The following is a 17,372-nucleotide window of genomic DNA, read 5'->3' as shown; positions in this document are numbered from 1 at the left end:
CGGTCGGCGCGGGTCGGGTGTCCGTCACTCCGCGAGTCCGAACGAGCGCAGCCCGGCCGCGACGCGTTCCACGCCCTCCACGGTCCGGATGCCGGGGTTCATGGCCTGGCCGCTGAGCAGGACGTACCGCTTGTGCCGCACGGCGTCCATGTTCCTGGTGGCGGGGTTGGACTCCAGGAACGCGATCTTCTTGCGGGCGCTCTCGGCGGTCTGCGACTTTCGGGTCAGGTCGCCGATGACCAGCACGTCGGGGTTGCGGTCCGCGACGGTCTCCCAGTTGATCTGGGGCCACTCCTCGTGCGTGTCGTCGAAGACGTTCTCCGCCCCGAGTTCCCCGGTGATGATGCCCGGAGCCCCGCAGCATCCCGCCAGGTAGGGGGATTCGGAGTTGGCGAACCAGTAGAGCAGCGTGGCGTCGGACGCGTCGGTCCGGGTGGTGGCCGCCGTGATCCGGGCCCTCAGCTCGGAGACGAGCGCGTCGCCCCGTTCCGGGACCCCGAACAGCCTTGCCAGGTCCCGCACTTCCGTGTAGACGCTGTCCATGGTCAGGGGCTCGGTGCGGGAACCGTCGCCGCTGCCGCTGTTGTCCTTGGCCGTGCAGTCGGCGGGCGAGACGTAGGTGGGCACTCCGAGGTCCTCGAACTGCTCGCGGGGCGCCACACCGCCCTTGCCGAGGGTCGACTCGAACGAGGCGCTGACGAAATCGGGTTCCAGGCCGAGGACCTTCTCCGACGAGGGGCGGTTCTCCGCGATGCGGGGGACCTTCGCGTTGGCCTTCTCCAGCCCCTCCATCACCGGGTCGGTCCAGGTGGAGGTGCCCGCCAGCCTGTCCTGGAGGCCGAGCGAGAGCAGGATCTCCGTCGATCCCTGGTCCAGGGAGACCGCGTGGTGCGGGGCGGCGGCGACGGTCACGGTGCGTCCGCAGTTCCTGAGCGTCACCGGGTAGCCGTCGGCGCCCGCGCCGTCTGCGGAGCGGGAGGAGCCGCCGCCGTTGCCGCCGCAGGCGGCCAGCAGGACAAGTCCCGCGATGAGCAGGGTGGTTCGGCGTACGGCGGTGGCTATGGGCGGCACGGAGTCCCTCGGCGTCTCTGGGCTCTTGCGCGAAGCCCGGTACGGAGTTCCGCTCCCGGTGCGGAAGCGGGTGCCAGCAGGTCTTCGGACTCGGGTTCGTCCGGGCGGAGCGCCTTCCCGGGGCACCCGAGGGTGTCCCAGTGGCCGTGGCCCCGCCCGTCCCCCTCACCGCTGCGCGTCAGCTCCGGATTCGCACCGGATTCCCTGACTCCACGTGGAGTACGACTGGCTTCTGCAAGTTATCACGCGGTGTTCCGACGGATTCCGGGACCGTGCCAGGAACGGCGGCGGGTGCGGCGGAGTCCGTCCCCGCGCACCCGCCGCCGGACGTCTCAGGGGTGGGGGCGAACCGATTCGCCGCCGGTCGCGGACGACTTCCCGCACCGGCGCGAGAGCACCGACACGGTTCCCCAGTAGGCCAGCAGGACGGCACGGAGGACCAGGATCTCCAGGCTCTCGCCCACCAGGCCGCGTGCCGTGCGGAGGCCGCTCATCGGGCCTCTCCCCCACCGGCGTGCCAGGATGCCCGGGGATCGTCGTACGCGTCGGCGTAACCGGGTCCCGCGATCGGCCAGTCGGCCAGCAGCTCGGCGGGCAGGGCGAAGGAGCCGGCCAGTTCCTGTGCGTGCGCGGCGACGGTCGCGACCAGTTCCTCGGCGGTCTCCGCGAGGGACTCGACCTGATCGCGGCTCAGGAACCCGGCGGCCAGCAGGTCGCCGCTGTTGCGGGCCACCCACTCGACGGCGAACAGCCGCTCCAGCTCCCCCAGCCGCTCCTTGGCCGCCCCTTCCGGCAGAGCGGAGCGCGCGTCGGAGAACGCCTCGGCGGCCTGGAGGTACGCGAAGGCCTCGACACCGCGCAGGGCCGGCCCCGAGGCCGCGTTCCACCGCCCGAGGGCGTCGGCGTCGGGCACCCGCAGCGCCCGGGCCCTGGCCCGGGCGAACCAGGTGTCCCGCACCGCGGCGAGGAGGGTGCGCAGGAAGCGCGGGTCGCTCAGGTCGCCGGGCCCAGGGACGGCGGTGGACTCCCGACCGGGGTCGGCGGCGAAGAGCATGTCGGCGGCCGCCTTGGCGTACAGGGCGATGTTGTCTCCCTCCGCGGTGATGGCGCCCTCCACCCCGGTGACCAGCTCGGTCATGCCGTTGTTCTCCAGCAGGGCCTGAGCACCGCAGCGTTCGCGGCTCTGCACGATGACCTCTCGGGCGCGCCAGGTGATCCAGGCCTTCGCCACGTCGACGAGCGTGCCGGCCTCCGTACGGCCGCTCTCGTCCGTACAGCTCTCCCACCGGTCCTGCGCTCTGAGGTGCAGGAGGCTCATGGCGAAGACCGTGGCCATGGCCGAGGCGAGCGGCCCGTGGTGGGTCCGGTAGGCGTTGACCGGCACCTTCGGTGTGCCCCGGGAACCGGAGACGAGCCGGTGGCCGCCGTACCGCACCGCGACCGCCAGGGTCGCGCGGGCCGAGCCCGCGGCGCAGGCGCTCATGGAGATCCGGCCGGGGGTGACCCGCCCGATGGTCGTCAGGAAGCGCCGCCGCCTGTCCCCGGGCCCGGTCCTGAACTCGCCCTGCGCGCCCGCTCCTTCGCCGTCGCCGAGCAGGGCGTCCCGCGCGAGGAACAGCTGGTCGAACGAGGTGAGGCAGTGGTCGACGGGGCTGCCCATCCGCGCCGGCAGCTGCCGGACCCGTACGCCCGGCAAGGGCCGCACGTCGTCGGTGAGCCGCACCAGGAAGAGGCGTACGCCGTGGTCCGTGCCGTCGGCCAGCAGGCGGGCGGCGACCAGACCGGACTTGGCACCGCCCGCGGGGCCGGTGTTGGGCATGAACTTCTGCGCGCCCGCGTTGGGGGTGTGCAGGACGAATCCGTCCCGTTCGCCGTCGTAGGTCGCGGTGGTCTCCATGGCCGCAGCGTTGTTGCCGTGGGCCACCTCCGTGCAGAGGTAGGTGCCGATGCGCCGCATGGAGAGGTAGTCGGAGAGGTCGCGGCGGCCGGCTCGGTCGTGGTCGAGGAGACTGCCGAGGAACAGGTTGTAGTGGATGCCCGCGACGGTGGTGAGCGCGGGGTCCACCGGGCCGAGCCAGGCGTGCAGGGCGGCCAGCGCCCGGAGGTCGGCGGCGAGGCGTGCTCCGCTGTCGAGCGACCGGTTGAGGATGCGCAGCCGGTCGTAGGCGAGTTCCAGTCGCTCCTCGGGTGTTCCCCCCGCGGGGCGGCGGAACGGTTCTGTGCTGATCAGCCGCTGCCAGAAGCCGTGCTCACGACGGAATTCGGGACCGAGGAGGACGCCGGTCAGCAGATCGGCGGTGGAGGGTGGGGCGGAGTCGGTAAGGGTCACGGTCATACCGAGTTGAACGACCGGGGTGGGGCGAGGACACCCTCGTCACCCGGGGGCAGGGACGCTGGTCAGAGCCGCTGCCAGCTCCGCCCGGTCGGGAGGCAGGGCGCCGGACCGCCCCACCGTGACGGCGGCGGACGCCACCGCGTGGCGCAGCACGTCTCCCAGCACGGCCGTGTCCATGGACCGCAGCCGGGTGCGGCCCCGCTCTCCGAGCAGCCCGCGCGAGGCGAGGGCGTGCAGCGTGCCGGACATGAAGGCGTCGCCGGCCCCCACCGTGTCCGCGACCCGGACGGACGGCGCGCCGACGCGCACCACCGTGTCGCGCAGGAACGCCAGCGCGCCGCCGGCACCCGTGGTGAGGAGGACCACGGCCGGCCCGGCGCGCAGCCAGCGGGCGGCGGCGTCTTCGGGTTCCTCGTCCGGGTACAGCCGGCGCAGGTCCTCGTCGCTGGCCTTGGCGATGTCGCAGACCGCGACGAAGCGCTCGGCCCGGCGTACCGCTCGGGCGCGGTCTCCCGTCAGCCCGGCACGCACGTTGGGGTCGTAGCTGACGGTCGCGTCCGTCCGCAGCGTCTCCACCAGGTCCAGGACGGTGGCCGCGCCCGGTTCGAGTCCGGTGGCGAGGGAGCCGGTGTGGACGTGCCGCGGCGGCTCCCCCGGCCGCTCCACCGCGCCCAGGGTCCAGGTGATGTCGAAGCTGTACGTGGCCCGGCCCTCGTCGTCCAGTTCGACCGTGGCGGCCGGGGTGGGCGCCGGGCTCCCGTCCGTCAGCACCCGCACCCCCGCGGCGGCGAGGTGGTCCCGGATCAGCCGCCCGTGGGCGTCGGGGCCGAGCTGGGTGACCAGCGTGGTGGCGCGGCCGAGCCTGGCCAGTCCGTACGCGACGTTCGCGGGGCTCCCGCCGGGGTGGGTCCGCTCCGGCGCGCCGGGAAGCCGGACGACGTCGGCGACGCATTCACCGATGACCAGCAGGGCGGGGCTGTCGGGCATGGGCGGTGGTTCTCCTGGGGGCGCGGGCGGCGGTGCGCGGTGGGGCACGGCGGTCGCGGGACGCGCCGCCGCCGATCTGCCCGGTGCGTACGGGCCCGCGGGGACCCGGGGTCCGGCGGGCCGCGGGGACGCGTCGCTCAGGAGGCGCCCTCGCGTCCCTCGTCCCCGTACCGGCGTTCGAACTTCGCGACCTGGCCCTCGGTGTCGACCACCCGCGCCCTGCCCGTGAAGAAGGGGTGGCTCTCGGCGGAGATCTCGACGTCGACGACGGGGTAGCTGTTGCCGTCGTCCCAGTCGATGGTCTGCTCGCTCGACGCGGTGGACCGGGTCAGGAAGGCGTACCCGGCGGATCGGTCGCGGAAGACCACGGGACGGTACGACGGGTGCTTGTCCTGCTGCATGGCTGCTCCTGGGGGGTACGGGGATCTCGCGTCCCGGCTCCGGGCCAGCCTGGCCAACGGCGGGGGCCGGCGCGATCCGGGGCGTCCGTACGGAGCATCGGGCGGGCCACCGGGCGGCTCAGGGGTGCGAGCCGCCGGGTGCGACCTGCCCGATCCTGATCAGCCCGCCTGCTCCAGGGCGTCGGCCACGAGCCCGAGGAAGCGCGCGTGGGCCCTGGGGCTGCACACGGGCTCCGGATTCCACGGCACGGTACGCACCCGGCCGGCGGCCGCGAGCCACGCGGGCACGGCGATCTCGGCGAGGGGGACCGCGTTGGTGCGGACGTCCGCCAGGACGATGCCGGGCTCCAGCGCCGCGACCCCGTCCCAGTCGAGGGTGGCCCAGTTGACACCGGCGCCTTCGGGCGGCGCCGCGAGGGCGGCCCCGAGCTCGGCCAGGACCCGCAGCTCGGGCCACATCCGGGGCCGGGCGGCGTACGCCTGCTCCTGGCCCGCGGGTGACAGCGCCAGGACACGCGGCCCCTCGGGAAGGGCACGTGCCGCGGCACGCAGGCGCGCGCGGGCCGCTTCCAGGTCACGCACCGCGTCCGGCGGCGTCGAGCCGCCGAGCGCACGCGCGAGGCCGGCGAACCGCTCGGTGACGTGGTCCAGGGTGCGCGCCTGGCCCACGTCGATCACGACGACGGGGACGCTCTCCTCCAGGTGCTCGGCGGTGTCCGGGTCCAGTCCGTAGAGCTGGCCGTGGCCGTAGCTCACGGCGACGACCAGATCGGGTCGGCCGCGCAGCAGCGTGTCCGTGTCGAGGTCGTCCCCCGCGCCGCGGTAGTCGACGCCGTCCAGCGGCAGATCACCGGTCTTCGCGCGGTCGGGAGCCGCGCCGTCGTGTCCGGAGCCGAAGATCCCCTCGCACCGGACGCCGTGGTCCCACAGCGTCGCTCCCGCCTGGGTGTACGCCAGCACCCGGGACGGCCGTCGGTCCGCCACGGCCACCCGGCCCCGGTCGTCCTCGAAGCTCCACCCGCTCTGCTCCGCCATACCGCCTCACCCCTCCGGAACCGCGGCCTCGGCCCTCTCCGGGGCTCGCCGGTCGTTTCCTGCCCGGCCCACCGGCTCCTCACGCTCCGTGGACCGCCCCAGACAGGTGAGCGGCCCCGGGTCGGGGACGTCGATCGCCTGGAAGCCGAGCCGCCCCCTTCCGCTTCGGGAGCGCTCCCACAACGCCCTCGGGCCGCTCAGGGCACCTCGCTCCCACGCCGGGCCTCCGTACGGGCCAGTTCCACGTTGAACTGGGCACCGGTCAGCAGCGCCAGGTTGGTGAACCAGATCCAGATCAGGAAGACGACGAGGCCGGCGAGTGAGCCGTAGAGGCGGCTGTAGCTGCCGACCTGGGTCGCGTACAGGGCGAAGCCGGCCGAGGCGACCAGCCACAGGAACGCGGCGAGCACGCCGCCCGGCAGCCCCTTTCGCACACCGCGCGCGGAACTCGGCCCGGTACTGAAGAGGACCACGATGAGGCAGGCGACCAGGCAGAGCAGCACGGGCCACTTGAGGCCGGCCCAGAGCGTCTCGCCGACCTGCGCGAGGCCCAGCAGCCGGCCGAGCCAGCGCGCCAGGGGCCCGGAGAGCACGAGGGCGAAGGCGCTGGCCATCAGCAGGACGAGCAGGCCGATGGCCGAGGCCACGATGATGTGCACCTGGCGCAGCGGCGGCCTGGTGTCCTTCACGTCGTGCATGGCGTGCAGGGCCCGCCGGAAGACGGCCAGGTAGCTGGAGGCGGACCACACGGCGCTCACGCTCCCGGTGGCGACGAAGAGCCAGACCGCGGTGCGCTCCTGGGTCGCCGCCTCAAGGGGCCGCCGCAGGGCGGAGCCGGACTCGGCGGGCGCGATGGCCGTGATGTCGGCGATCAGGGCGTTGGTCGCGTCGGGATTGGCCAGGCCGATGACGGAGACGGTGACCAGGAGCGCCGGGAGCAGCGCGAGGATGGCGTAGTAGGTGAGGGCCGCGGCCCAGTCGGAGACGTCGTCGTTCCACAACGAGACGGGGGTCCGGCCCAGGGCTCTGCGCCATCGCCTCGTCGTCTCGGTGCGCCCGCCCGTGCGCGGTGGGTGTTCCGCGAGGGGGGTGTCGGTCCTGCTGGGCACGCGGGTTCTCCGGGGACGTAGGAGGAGCGGAAAAGCGGATGGGCCGGGCGCCGTCCCGCGTGCTCGGACGTCCGGCCACCTACCTTTCTCTCATGCCTCGATCCCGCGGTTGTACTCCAGGTCCGGTCAGTCGTTGACGGCGGTCAGCAGGACCACCGCGTCCTCCAGGGCCAGCAGCCCGTGCCGCTCACGCGGAACGGGGTGCAGCCGGCCCGCCGCCAGCTCCACGTCCCCTGATCCCGCGGTGATCCGGACGGCACCGCGCAGCACTTGGAACGATGCCGCCGGCGGCGCGTTGTGCTCGTCGAGCGCGGAGCCGGCGGTGAGCGCGATCACCGTCTGCCGCAGTGGCTCCTGGCGCAGCAGCAGGTGCGCGCTGCGCCCGTGCGCGTTGGCACGGGCTGCGGCCAGGTGCTCGTCGGCGAGAGCGTTGAGATCGTCCATAGGACCACTGTGCCGCAGCCTCCGCTCCCCCGCTATCCCTCCTTGCGCAGCCAGGCCGCGGTGTCGACGGGCAGCAGGCCGGCGGCGTCGAGGGGGGCGCTGGTCAGCAGGACCTCGTCGTGGTCGGGCAGGGGGACCGGGTCCTTCGACAGGTTGACGACGCAGACCAGACCGTGGGTGCGTGTGAACGCGAGGACGCCGGGCGGCGACGGCAGCCAGCCAAGCCGGCCGTCCGCCGTCTCACCGGGGCCGGCGGCGAAGCCGGGTTCGGCGCGGCGCAGTCCCAGCGCCCGGCGGTAGAGGGTGAGCATGGACGCGGGGTCGGTGCTCTGCACGTCGGCGGCGTAGGAGGGCCAGGACTCCGGCTGCGGCAGCCAGGGTTCGACCGAGGATCCGAAGCCCGCGTAGGGCTCGCCGGCGGACCACGGCAGGGGCACGCGGCAGCCGTCGCGGCCCGGGTCGACGCCGCCGGAGCGCAGGTGCATCGGGTCCTGGACGCGCGTGAGCGGGATGTCGGCCTCCGGGAGGCCCAGCTCCTCGCCCTGGTAGAGGTAGACGGCTCCCGGCAGCGCCAGCGAGAGCAGGGCTGCGGCCCGTGCCCTGCGGGTGCCCAGCTCGAGGTCGGTCGGGGTGCCGAACACCTTGGCGGCGAAGTCGAAGCCGGTCTCCTCGCGCCCGTAGCGGGTGACCGTTCGCGTCACGTCGTGGTTGCAGAGCACCCAGGTGGCGGGGGCGCCGACCGGGGCGTGCTCGGCGAGCGTGTCGTCGATCGAGGTGCGTAGGAGTCCGGCGTCCCAGGGGCAGGCGAGGAAGGTGAAGTTGAAGGCGGTGTGCAGTTCGTCGGGGCGCAGGTAGCGGGCGAAGCGCTCGGAGTCCGGGAGCCAGACCTCGCCGACGAAGATGCCGTCGTACCGGTCTGCGATGGTGCGCCAGGAGCGGTAGATGTCGTGCAGCTCGTCCCGGTCGACGTAGGGGTGCGGGTCGACGCCCTCGGTGAAGTCGGGCAGCGCCGGGTCCTTGGCGAGCAGGGCCGCCGAGTCGATCCGTACGCCGGCCACTCCCCGCTCGAACCAGAAGCGCAGGACGTCCTCGTGCTCACGGCGGACCGCGGGGTGCGCCCAGTTGAGGTCCGGCTGGCCGGGGGCGAAGAGGTGCAGGTACCACTGGCCGTCGTCGATCCGGGTCCAGGGTGTGCCGCCGAATTCGGAGACCCAGTCGTTGGGCGGGATCTCACCGTGGTCGCCGCGCCCCTCGCGGAAGTGGAAGAGCTCGCGCTCGGGGCTGCCGGGTGCGGCGGCCAGCGCCGCCCGGAACCAGCTGTGCCGGTCGGAGACGTGGTTGGGAACGATGTCGATGACGGTGCGGATACCCAGGCCGCGGGCCTCGGCGATGAGCTTCTCGGCCTCGGCGAGATTGCCGAAGGCGGGGTCGATGGCACGGTAGTCGGCCACGTCGTAGCCGCCGTCGGCCAGCGGGGAGAGGTACCAGGGGGTGAACCACAGCGCGTCCACGCCCAGTTCCACCAGGTAGGGCAGCCTCGCTCGCACTCCCGCGAGATCGCCGGTGCCGTCTCCGTCGCCGTCGGCGAAGCTGCGTACGTAGACCTGGTAGATGGCGGCGTCGCGCCACCACGGTGCGGTGGCCTCGGTCGGACGGATGGCTGCCACGTGACGTTCCTTTCGGGCAGGAGGTACTCCGCCCCCGGCCCGGAGACGGGGCGTCGGATGGTGGGCCGGAGGCGGAGTGCTGGTGGGAGGCGGTGGTTCCGAGGCGGGTCAGCCCTTGAGGCCGCCCGCGGTGAGACCGCTCATGATGTTGCGCTGGAAGATCAGGAAGATGAGCAGCGTGGGGACGGACGCGATGGTGAGCGCGGCGATCAGGACGTTCTGCGGCACCCCGTTGGAGAGCGAGTAGATGCCCACGTTGAGGGTCTGCTTGCCCGGGTCGGGGAGGGTGAGCATGGGCCAGAGGAAGTCCTTCCAGACTCCGACGACCGCGAAGATGGACACGACGCCGAGGATCGGCCGGGAGATCGGCAGCACGATGCTGCGCAGGGTGCGCAGGGGCGAGGCGCCGTCGATGGCCGCCGCGTCGAGGAGTTCGCCCGGTATGGAGTCGAAGAACCTCTTCAGCAGGAAGATGTTGAAGGCGTTGGTGACCGAGGGCAGCCAGATCGCCCAGGGCGAGTTGAGCAGGTTGCGCTCGAAGACGGGAACGTCCAGGACCGTGAGGTACTGCGGGACCACGAGCACGGTCGCCGGGATCATCAGGGTGGCGAGCATCATGCCGAGGATGACTTTGCCGAACACCGGCCGCAGCTTGGACAGCGAGTAGGCGGCCGCCACGTCGAGGACCAGCTGGAAGGCCAGCGCCCCGAACGCGTAGTACAGGGTGTTGAAGAGCAGCTTGGACAGGTCCATCACGGTCCACGCCTGGGAGTAGTTCTCCGTGTGGACCGATGACGGGAAGGCGGTGGGCGGGCTCTGCACGACCTCCTGGGTGGTCTTCAGACCGCCGGTGACCATCCAGTAGAGGGGGCCCAGGAAAGCCAGGGTGAAGGCCGCCGTCACCAGGGCGAGGACGATCCAGTAGACGGCCCGCCCCCGGGGGCGGCCGAGCTGGGCGGGTGAGACCAGGGTCCGCTGGCGGCCCTGGTCCGCGTCCGGGCGGCGGGCCTTGCGTCCGCCGGCCGCGCGCCGGGAGACAAGCGTGTTCGATGCCATCGTCGTGCTCCCGTCCTAGTCTTCGCTGCTGCGGCTGAGGCGTACGTACACCGCGGAGAAGCCCGCGAGCACCACCAGCAGGACGAGCCCGAGGGCCGCCGCGCCGCCGTAGTTGTTGAAGTTGAAGGCGTACTGGTAGATGAGGTAGACCACGGTCGTGGTGGAGCCCTCGGGGCCGGCGCCGTTGGTGAGCAGGAACGGCTCGGTGAAGACCTGCATCGTCGCGATGACCTGCATGAGCAGCAGCAGCGACAGGATGAGCCGGGTCTGCGGGATGGTGACGTGCCAGATCTTGCGGAGCAGCCCGGCACCGTCGAGCTCGGCCGCCTCGTAGAGCTCACCGGGGATGCCCTGGAGCGCGGCGAGGTAGATGAGTGTGGCTCCGCCCATGTTCATCCATGTCGACGCGATGACGACGGACAGCATGGAGGTGTCGGGGTCCTGGAGCCATTGCTGGGCCGGCAGGTGCAGGAACTCCAGGATGCGGTTGAAGAGTCCGTAACCGGGGTCGTAGAAGTACTTGAAGAGCAGTACGGAGGCGACCGGCGGCAGCATGACGGGCAGGTAGACCAGCAGGCGCAGATAACCCTGCGCGTGCCGGAACTCGTTGAGTACGACGGCGACGACGAACGGGACCGCGAAGCCCAGCAGGAGCGCCAGCACCGTGAAGAGCAGCGTGTTGCGCCAGGCCTGCCAGAACGCGGGGTCGTTGAAGACGTAGCTCAGGTTGGACCAGCCGGCCCAGGTCGTCTCGCCGTCCTCCGTCTTCTGGAAGGCCAGGAAGAACTCCCTGACCATCGGGTACCAGGAGAAGAAGGAGAAGCAGAGGACCGCTCCGATCAGGAAGCCGTGCGCCGAGATGTTGCGGCGCACGGCGCGCACGAACTCCTCTCGGGCGGAGTCCGGCCCGGTGGGGCGTTGGTGCTGCCCGGGTGGCGGTGCGCTCGCCTTCCCGGTGGACAGGGTGGGGGCCGACATGGTCTCTCCTCGGTGCCGGTGCGGTCGCTCGCGGACGGATGGCCGGATGCGGGGCCGGGCCCGCCCGGCCCGGCCTCCGCACGTCCGTTACTGGTTCGCCAGGACCTGGTCGACCTGCTGCTCGGCGGTGTCGAGGAGCTTGTCGATGTCGGCGTCCTCGTTGGTCAGTACCGCGGACATCGCGTTGTCGAGGATCTTGTAGATCTCCTGGGCCTTCGGCGGCTCGGCCTTGCCCTGGACCGGGTTGTCCGTGAAGGCCTTGAAGTTCTCCACGGGCATGGTGGCGTTGGCGGCGCGGTCGGCGTCGTCCTTCGCCTTGCTCTCGCCGGTGAAGAAGTTCGGCTGCGGCAGTCCGACGGGCAGTGCGTCGGCCTTGGTGCGGGCCCACTCGAACTGGCCCTTGCCGGGCGTGAGGTTCTTGAAGTTCAGCCAGGCGACGGCGGCCTTGATCCTGTCGGGCGAGCTGCCCTTCTTGATCATGTAGTTGTTGCCCCCGAACAGGGTGCCCTGGGCTCCGGGTATCGGGCCCAGTCCGAAGTTCTCGTACTCGGCGCCGAGCTGCTGCACCATGTAGGCGATGTCGTCGGGTGCCGCCAGGAACATGCCCAGCTTGTCGGTGGATATCTGCTTCTGCAGATCGCCCCACTTCAGCAGCTGGGTCTTGCCCATGCTGTCGTCCTCCCAGCGCATGTCGTGCAGCTGCTGGAGGACCTGCTTGCCCTTGTCGTCGTTGAACGCTGCCTTCTTCCCGCTCGCGTCCACGACCTCCCCGCCCAGGCCGTACTGCGTGGCGGTGAAGTGCCAGCCGCCGTTGTTGCCGGCGCTGTACTCGCCGAAGCCGGCGGTGCCCTTGCCGAGTGCCGCGATCTTCCTGCTCGCCGCACGGACCTCGTCCCAGGTCGCCGGCGGGGTGTCAGGATCCAGACCGGCCTGGGTGAACAGCTTCCGGTTGATCATGAGGCCCATGGTGTAGTTGCTGGTCGGCAGCGCGTAGAGCTTGCCGTCCTTGCGTGCGACGTCGAGCACCTGGGGCTGGATGTCCTTCAGCGCCGGCACGGACGTGTCGTCGACGTACGCGGAGATGTCCTCGGCGCCGTCGTTGTCCAGTACCTGCTGGAGATCGGTGAAGTACGCGTAGAACACGTCCGGTTGGGACTTTCCCTTGAGCATGGCCGTGAACCGCGGCGGCTCCAGGCACTGGCCGGGTGTCGACTTCCCGTCGATCTTGACGTTCGGGTACTTCTTGTTGAACGTCTTGACGTCCTCGTTCCACTCGCGCAGCTCCGCGGCCTTCGCGGCCGGCGGCATGCAGTCGATCGACAGCGTCACCTTCGCCTTCGGATCGAGCGGCGCCGACGGATCGGACGACCCGCTGCCGGATTCGTCGTTCCCCCCACCGCTGCTGCTCGTGCCGCAGGAGGCAAGGGCGGTCAGGGCGAGCGCGGTGACGACAGCGGCGGCGGAGGCACGGCGGGTACGGCGAAACCCAGCACTTCTCATCGGTGGTCCCCTTCGGGCATGAGCACGGAAGGCCTCGGCCGACTGTCTGCCGGGGCGCGGCACACTCAACCACTGGCGACATGCGAGCGCAATATCCCGCGCAGTTTTCGTAAATGTTTGACAGCGCTCCGCATGTGAGGACGTGTCAGGCAGCACGAGCCGCGCCATGACCGAAGCCGCCCTGCGGCCCGTACGGGGAGTTCCAGGCGTGGTTGGCGGCCCGCACGGCCCACAGGGGCCCGGACGGCCCATGGAGGCCATCCACCGATCTCTGGGGCTCATTCACGCAAGAGGCGGACTTCAGGATGCAAGCGGTTACACGCAGCGGGGTGTCGCCCGGGCCCCTTTCGGAACCCCGGCGACACCCCGCCCTACCGACTCCGGACTGCCTTACGGATTGATATTGATCTTGAAGGTGGAGGTGGTGTTCTTCACGTCCTGGGCGTTGCCGCTGAGCTTCAGCCCGTTGAACGTGACCTCACCGACGGCAGGGCCCTGGCCCGCCTCCGGCATCTCGTTGGCCCACAGCCCGAAGCCCGACCTGGCGTCGAAGGCGTCACCGCTCTTGCGCGCCCCCGTGATCGAGATGTCGGTGAGCACCGTGTCCTTGATCGGGAACTGCGGCTGCCCTCCCACGTAGTTGGTCTGGAACATGATTCCGCTGTAGGTGGGGTCGACGATGTCCACGTGCGAGATCCTGATGCCCTGGAAGACCTTGGAGGCCGAGAACAGCCAGATCCCGGGGAAGGTCTGCGTCCCCCAGAAGTGCCCGCCCGACCGCACGACCGACACGTTCTCGATCGCCGTGGGACCGGTCCCGAATCCGTTCATCGGGTAGCCGAAGTCCAGCGAGCTCACCGTGATCCCGGCGTACACCAGGGTGTCGGCGATGAGGATGTTGCGGAAGGTGTTGTCGTAGCCGCCGTACACGGCCACCCCCGCGGCCCGCCAGGTGAGGATGGACGTGAGGTTCTCGTACACGTTGTTCTTCATGTCCGAGCCGCCGGAGTCGATCGCCGAGAACAGCGCGAAGCTGTCGTCGCCCGTGGCCCGCGCCTCGTTGTTGGTCACGTGGTTGTCCGTGGAGCCGTTGGTCATGTTGACGCCGTCGGCGAACATGTTCCGGATCCGTGAGTTCTTGATCGTGACGTTGTCGGTGTTCGCGCCCCAGTAGAGGCACACCATGTGCTCGTTCCAGATGTTGTCGATCACGATGTCGGAGACGTTGGAGAAGTCGAACACCTTGCCCGGTCCGTCGATACGGGACGTGTAGTTGCCGAAGTACGCGAAGTTCGAGAACGACGAACCCTTCGCACCGGCCTCCGCACGGAACCCGATGTCGGTGTTGTCCTGCGTGGACGGGGCACGGAACCGGGTGAACCAGGGTCCGGCGCCGACGACCTTCACGGCCTTGCCGTAGACCTGGAACTTGGATGAGGTGGAGTAGTCGCCGGCCGGAAGGTAGACACCCACGAGGGTGCCCGTGGTGTCCATCCGGACCTTGTCCAGGGCGTTCTGCACGTCCTGGTGGGTGAAGCCGGCGGGCACGGTGTAGGTGGCCGGGTCCGGGTTCGCGACCTGGGAGACCTGCTCCAGGCTGACGAAGTCGATCGCGTAGGTGCTGGTGTTGGCCGCGTCCTTCTGAAGGCGGATGCGGCTGCCCGCCGGGACGGTCCTGCCCAGCATGACGTTCGCCTCGTCGTAGATGTGCCGGGGCGCGCCGGAGCCGGGGTCGTTGCCCGGCCCGGTCTCGTTCCCGTACAGCCAGGCGTACTTCGAGGTGAGGTCGATCGCCTTCAGGAAGGTTCCGTCCACGTAGACGTTCAGCTTGGAGTCGATGCCTCCGCCGCCCGCCGAGTCCGGGATGGAGAACCGGGTGACCAGGGTGTTGGCGGTCGCCCGGGTGGTGAACTCGACGTATTGACCGGTGCTGTCGAGGGTGACCGCCTTACGCCCGGAGGCTTCGCCCGCGACGTCGCCGACGGTCCGGTTGGGGCCGACGGCCTTCGCTCCGCCGCCCGCGACGCCGTCCTCCGCCTCGTACATGTCGTAGGGCATGTCGGCGCCCCGTCCGACGAAGAAGGACTCCGTGCTGGTGTTGTTCGCGCGCTTCACCGGGAGTTCGTTGGCGTCGTCGGCGAGGACCACCTTCACCGTGTACGAGCCGTTCACGGCCGTCCAGGAGCCGAGGGAGACAGGTGCCGTCGTCGCACCGGCCGCTATGGCCCCGCTGTGCGCGCCGGTGAGCGTCTTCACCGTGGCGCCCTTGGAGTCGAGCAGGCTCAGGGTGACGCCGTGGCTGCCGCTCGCGGAGGCCACGGAGCCCTGGTTCCTGACGGCGACGGAGAACGTGACCGTGTTTCCGCTCGAAGGGGCCGACGGCGAGGTCGTGACCGCGCTCGCCACCAGGTCCGAGCTGGAGACCGGCTTCACGACCAGCGGGGAAGCGGCGGTGAAGCGGTTGTCGGTCTCGTTCTGCTCGATGATCTCACCGGCCGGGTCGACGACCGCGCCCAGCGTGTAGCTGCCCGCGTCGCGGGCCCCGAGGGACGCGGAGACCTGGGTGGAGGCGCCCGCGGCGAGAGCGCCCACCGAGGCGGTGGCCACCTTGGAACCGCCGAGCTCGAAGTCCAGCTTGCCGGCGGGAGAGCCGACCGCGCCCGAGTTCCGGACGGTGGCCGACAGGGTGATGGGATCGGATTCGACGGGTGCCGCGGGCGAGGCGCCGACCGCCGTGACCTGGAGGTCCGGGTTCGGAGCGGGAGCACCCAGCACCTGGAACTCGGCGACCTGGCCCGCGCCGGATCCGGTGTTGGAGGTGAACTTCAGCTGGACGTCGGCCACCCGGGCGGTGACCGGGATCGTCACCGTGTTGCCCGTGGCGGGATCGAACGCGTAGTCCTTGGCGGCGGCCAGGCTGGTGAACGCCGTGGCGTCCTGCTCCCTTCCGAGCACCTGGATGTTCTGGGTGCGCGCGCCCCAGCCGCTGTCGGGGTTGAGCTTGACGACGACCCTCTCGGTGTCGGCGTTGGCGCCCAGCTTGACGGTCAGGGTGTTCGGGTAGCTGCCGCCGGCCCCTTCCCAGTAGGTGGTGGGGGAGTTGTCGTTGGCGTTGGCCGCGACGAAGGTGTGGACCACCGAGGACGCGGTGATCGGCTTGGAGACGGCGAGGTTCGAGGCGGCGCCGACCGAACCGTTGCGCGTCACGGTGTTGCTGGCGCCCGACGTGTTGCCCGCCGCGTCCTTGGCCCGCACCACGTAGCTCACGGTGGTGGCCGCGGGCTGGGTGTCGGTGTAGGTGGTGACGTCTCCGGCCACACTCTTGCGCAGCACGTTGTCGGCGTAGACGTCGTAGCCGGTGACGCCCTTGTCGTCCGATGACGCCTGCCAGGTCAGCCTGATCTGCCCGCCGGCCGGCTCGGTGAAGGCCAGGCCGGAGGGAGCGGTGGGCGCCTGTGTGTCACCGGAGTCGCCCTTGCGGGTCACCGTGTTGCTGTTGCCGGACACGTTGCCCGCCGCGTCCTTGGCTCGCACGTAGTAGGAGACGCTCCGGCCCGCGGGGCGGGTGTCGGTGTACGTGGTGACTCCGCCGGCCACGGTGGTCAGCAGCGCGTTGTCCGCGTAGACGTCGTAGCCGGTGACCCCGGTGTCGTCCGATGACGCCTGCCAGGTCAGCCTGACCTGGCCGGTGGCCGGCTCGGTGAAGGCCAGGCCGGAGGGAGCGGTCGGCGCCTGCGTGTCACCGGTGGTGGGGCCGTAGACCTCCAGCTCCGACAGCTGTGCGGCCGACTGGACGGAGTTGGCGGTGACGAGTACGCGCAGGTGGCGCGTGGTGGTCGGGTCGAAGGAGATCGTCGCCGACTGGCCGCCCGCGGCACCGAAGGTGTACGCCTTGGAGGCCGTCAGATCCTGGAAGTCCGAGCCGTTGGCGCTGCCCTGGATCTTCAGCGTCTGGGTCCGCTGCTCCCAGCCGTCCGGCAGCCGGAGCACGACCCTGTCGACCCGCACCGAGGAGCCGAGATCCGCCTGGATCCACTGCGGGAGCGCGTTGTTCCTGCTCTCCCAGTAGCTGGCGCGGTTGCCGTCGTTGCCGTTGGCCGCGGCGTACGTCTCGGTGTAGCTGCTCGCCGTGAGCGTCCTGCCCGCGGCCAGGTCGGCGGACGACTCCCCGGCGGCGCGCACTTCGAGCTCGGAGAGCTGTGCATTCTGCCAGCCCGTGTTGGCCGTGATGTTCACCCGCACGAAGCGGGTCTGCGTGGCCGGGAAGGGGATGCGCACCTCGTTGGACGCACCGGGGCCGAAGGTGTACGCGGCGGAGGTCTTGAGGGTCGCGAAACTCGTGCCGTCGGCGCTGCCCTGGAGCGAGAGGGTCTGCTGCCTGCTCTCCCAGCCCGCGGGGAGCTTCAGCCTCACCTCGTCGACGCGGGCGGTGGTGCCGAGGTCGGTCTGCACCCACTGCGGCAGCGAGCCGCCCGTCCCCTCCCAGTACGTCGCCTGGTTGCCGTCCGTGACGTTGCGGGCGACGTACTCGCCGGCGCTGCTCGCCGCCGCGGACCGGCCCGCGGCGATGTTGGGTCCGTCGGCTGCCGAGGCGCTGAGCGCCGGCCATCCGATCATCAGGAGACTCGTGGTGACCACTGCGGACAGGGCCCGCCATCTCCAGCGTTGGGCTCTCATAACTCCCCGATCTTCGGCCCCGGCGCGGGACGCGCCGGGAGTGCGGCTCTGTCTGTACGGTTCCGTGGCGCCTGTTTCTGCACTCACTGAGCCGTGTTTTGCGTTGAGCGGT

The 17,372-nt window shown here is 71.0% G+C and carries 13 protein-coding genes and 1 riboswitch; all 13 genes read right to left on the bottom strand.

From position 1 onward, the window contains the following. Window positions 1-24 precede the first annotated feature (24 nt). The 13 genes from AB0I83_RS22885 to AB0I83_RS22825 all read right to left on the bottom strand — a co-directional run bounded on the left by AB0I83_RS22885 (window position 25) and on the right by AB0I83_RS22825 (window position 17,260). Window positions 25-1,071, bottom strand: a complete 1,047-nt coding sequence (locus AB0I83_RS22885; protein WP_356532178.1) for an ABC transporter substrate-binding protein — start codon at window positions 1,069-1,071, stop codon at window positions 25-27. 57 nt (window positions 1,072-1,128) lie between these two features. Then, window positions 1,129-1,316: riboswitch (cobalamin riboswitch) on the bottom strand. A gap of 87 nt (window positions 1,317-1,403) precedes the next feature. Next, entirely contained in the window at window positions 1,404-1,565 is a 162-nt protein-coding gene (locus tag AB0I83_RS22880; protein WP_363305921.1) for a hypothetical protein, read from the bottom strand. Beyond that, window positions 1,562-3,406 (bottom strand): acyl-CoA dehydrogenase, encoded by a 1,845-nt coding sequence (locus AB0I83_RS22875; RefSeq protein WP_363305920.1) that lies wholly within the window; start codon window positions 3,404-3,406, stop codon window positions 1,562-1,564. Before AB0I83_RS22875 ends, AB0I83_RS22880 begins: the two co-directional genes overlap by 4 nt. 39 nt (window positions 3,407-3,445) lie before the next feature. Next, entirely contained in the window at window positions 3,446-4,393 is a 948-nt protein-coding gene (locus tag AB0I83_RS22870; protein ID WP_363305919.1) for a carbohydrate kinase, read from the bottom strand. A gap of 137 nt (window positions 4,394-4,530) precedes the next feature. Next, entirely contained in the window at window positions 4,531-4,794 is a 264-nt protein-coding gene (locus AB0I83_RS22865) for a type B 50S ribosomal protein L31 (RefSeq protein ID WP_356532184.1), read from the bottom strand. 159 nt (window positions 4,795-4,953) lie between these two features. Continuing rightward, window positions 4,954-5,829 (bottom strand): ABC transporter substrate-binding protein, encoded by an 876-nt coding sequence (locus AB0I83_RS22860; RefSeq protein WP_363305918.1) that lies wholly within the window; start codon window positions 5,827-5,829, stop codon window positions 4,954-4,956. Between the two features lie 197 nt (window positions 5,830-6,026). Beyond that, window positions 6,027-6,938: a YihY/virulence factor BrkB family protein gene (locus tag AB0I83_RS22855; RefSeq protein WP_356532189.1), complete on the bottom strand. Its 912-nt coding sequence runs from the start codon at window positions 6,936-6,938 to the stop codon at window positions 6,027-6,029. Between the two features lie 126 nt (window positions 6,939-7,064). After that, entirely contained in the window at window positions 7,065-7,382 is a 318-nt protein-coding gene (locus AB0I83_RS22850; RefSeq protein ID WP_356532191.1) for a cupin, read from the bottom strand. A gap of 32 nt (window positions 7,383-7,414) precedes the next feature. Continuing rightward, on the bottom strand, window positions 7,415-9,049 hold the full coding sequence (locus AB0I83_RS22845) for a glycoside hydrolase family 13 protein (RefSeq protein WP_363305917.1): 1,635 nt from the start codon (window positions 9,047-9,049) through the stop codon (window positions 7,415-7,417). A 108-nt stretch (window positions 9,050-9,157) separates the two neighbouring features. Then, window positions 9,158-10,105: a carbohydrate ABC transporter permease gene (locus tag AB0I83_RS22840; protein WP_363305916.1), complete on the bottom strand. Its 948-nt coding sequence runs from the start codon at window positions 10,103-10,105 to the stop codon at window positions 9,158-9,160. Between the two features lie 15 nt (window positions 10,106-10,120). Continuing rightward, entirely contained in the window at window positions 10,121-11,083 is a 963-nt protein-coding gene (locus tag AB0I83_RS22835; RefSeq protein ID WP_356532196.1) for a sugar ABC transporter permease, read from the bottom strand. A gap of 87 nt (window positions 11,084-11,170) precedes the next feature. Further along, window positions 11,171-12,583, bottom strand: a complete 1,413-nt coding sequence (locus tag AB0I83_RS22830; protein WP_363305915.1) for an extracellular solute-binding protein — start codon at window positions 12,581-12,583, stop codon at window positions 11,171-11,173. 390 nt (window positions 12,584-12,973) lie between these two features. Continuing rightward, window positions 12,974-17,260 (bottom strand): discoidin domain-containing protein, encoded by a 4,287-nt coding sequence (locus AB0I83_RS22825; RefSeq protein WP_363305914.1) that lies wholly within the window; start codon window positions 17,258-17,260, stop codon window positions 12,974-12,976. Between the last annotated feature and the right edge of the window lie 112 nt (window positions 17,261-17,372).

It is taken from the genome of Streptomyces sp. NPDC049970, assembly GCF_040660235.1.
Taxonomy (GTDB): domain Bacteria; phylum Actinomycetota; class Actinomycetes; order Streptomycetales; family Streptomycetaceae; genus Streptomyces.
The sequence above is the reverse complement of the archived record's forward strand: the minus strand, read 5'-3'. Positions and strand labels throughout refer to the sequence as shown.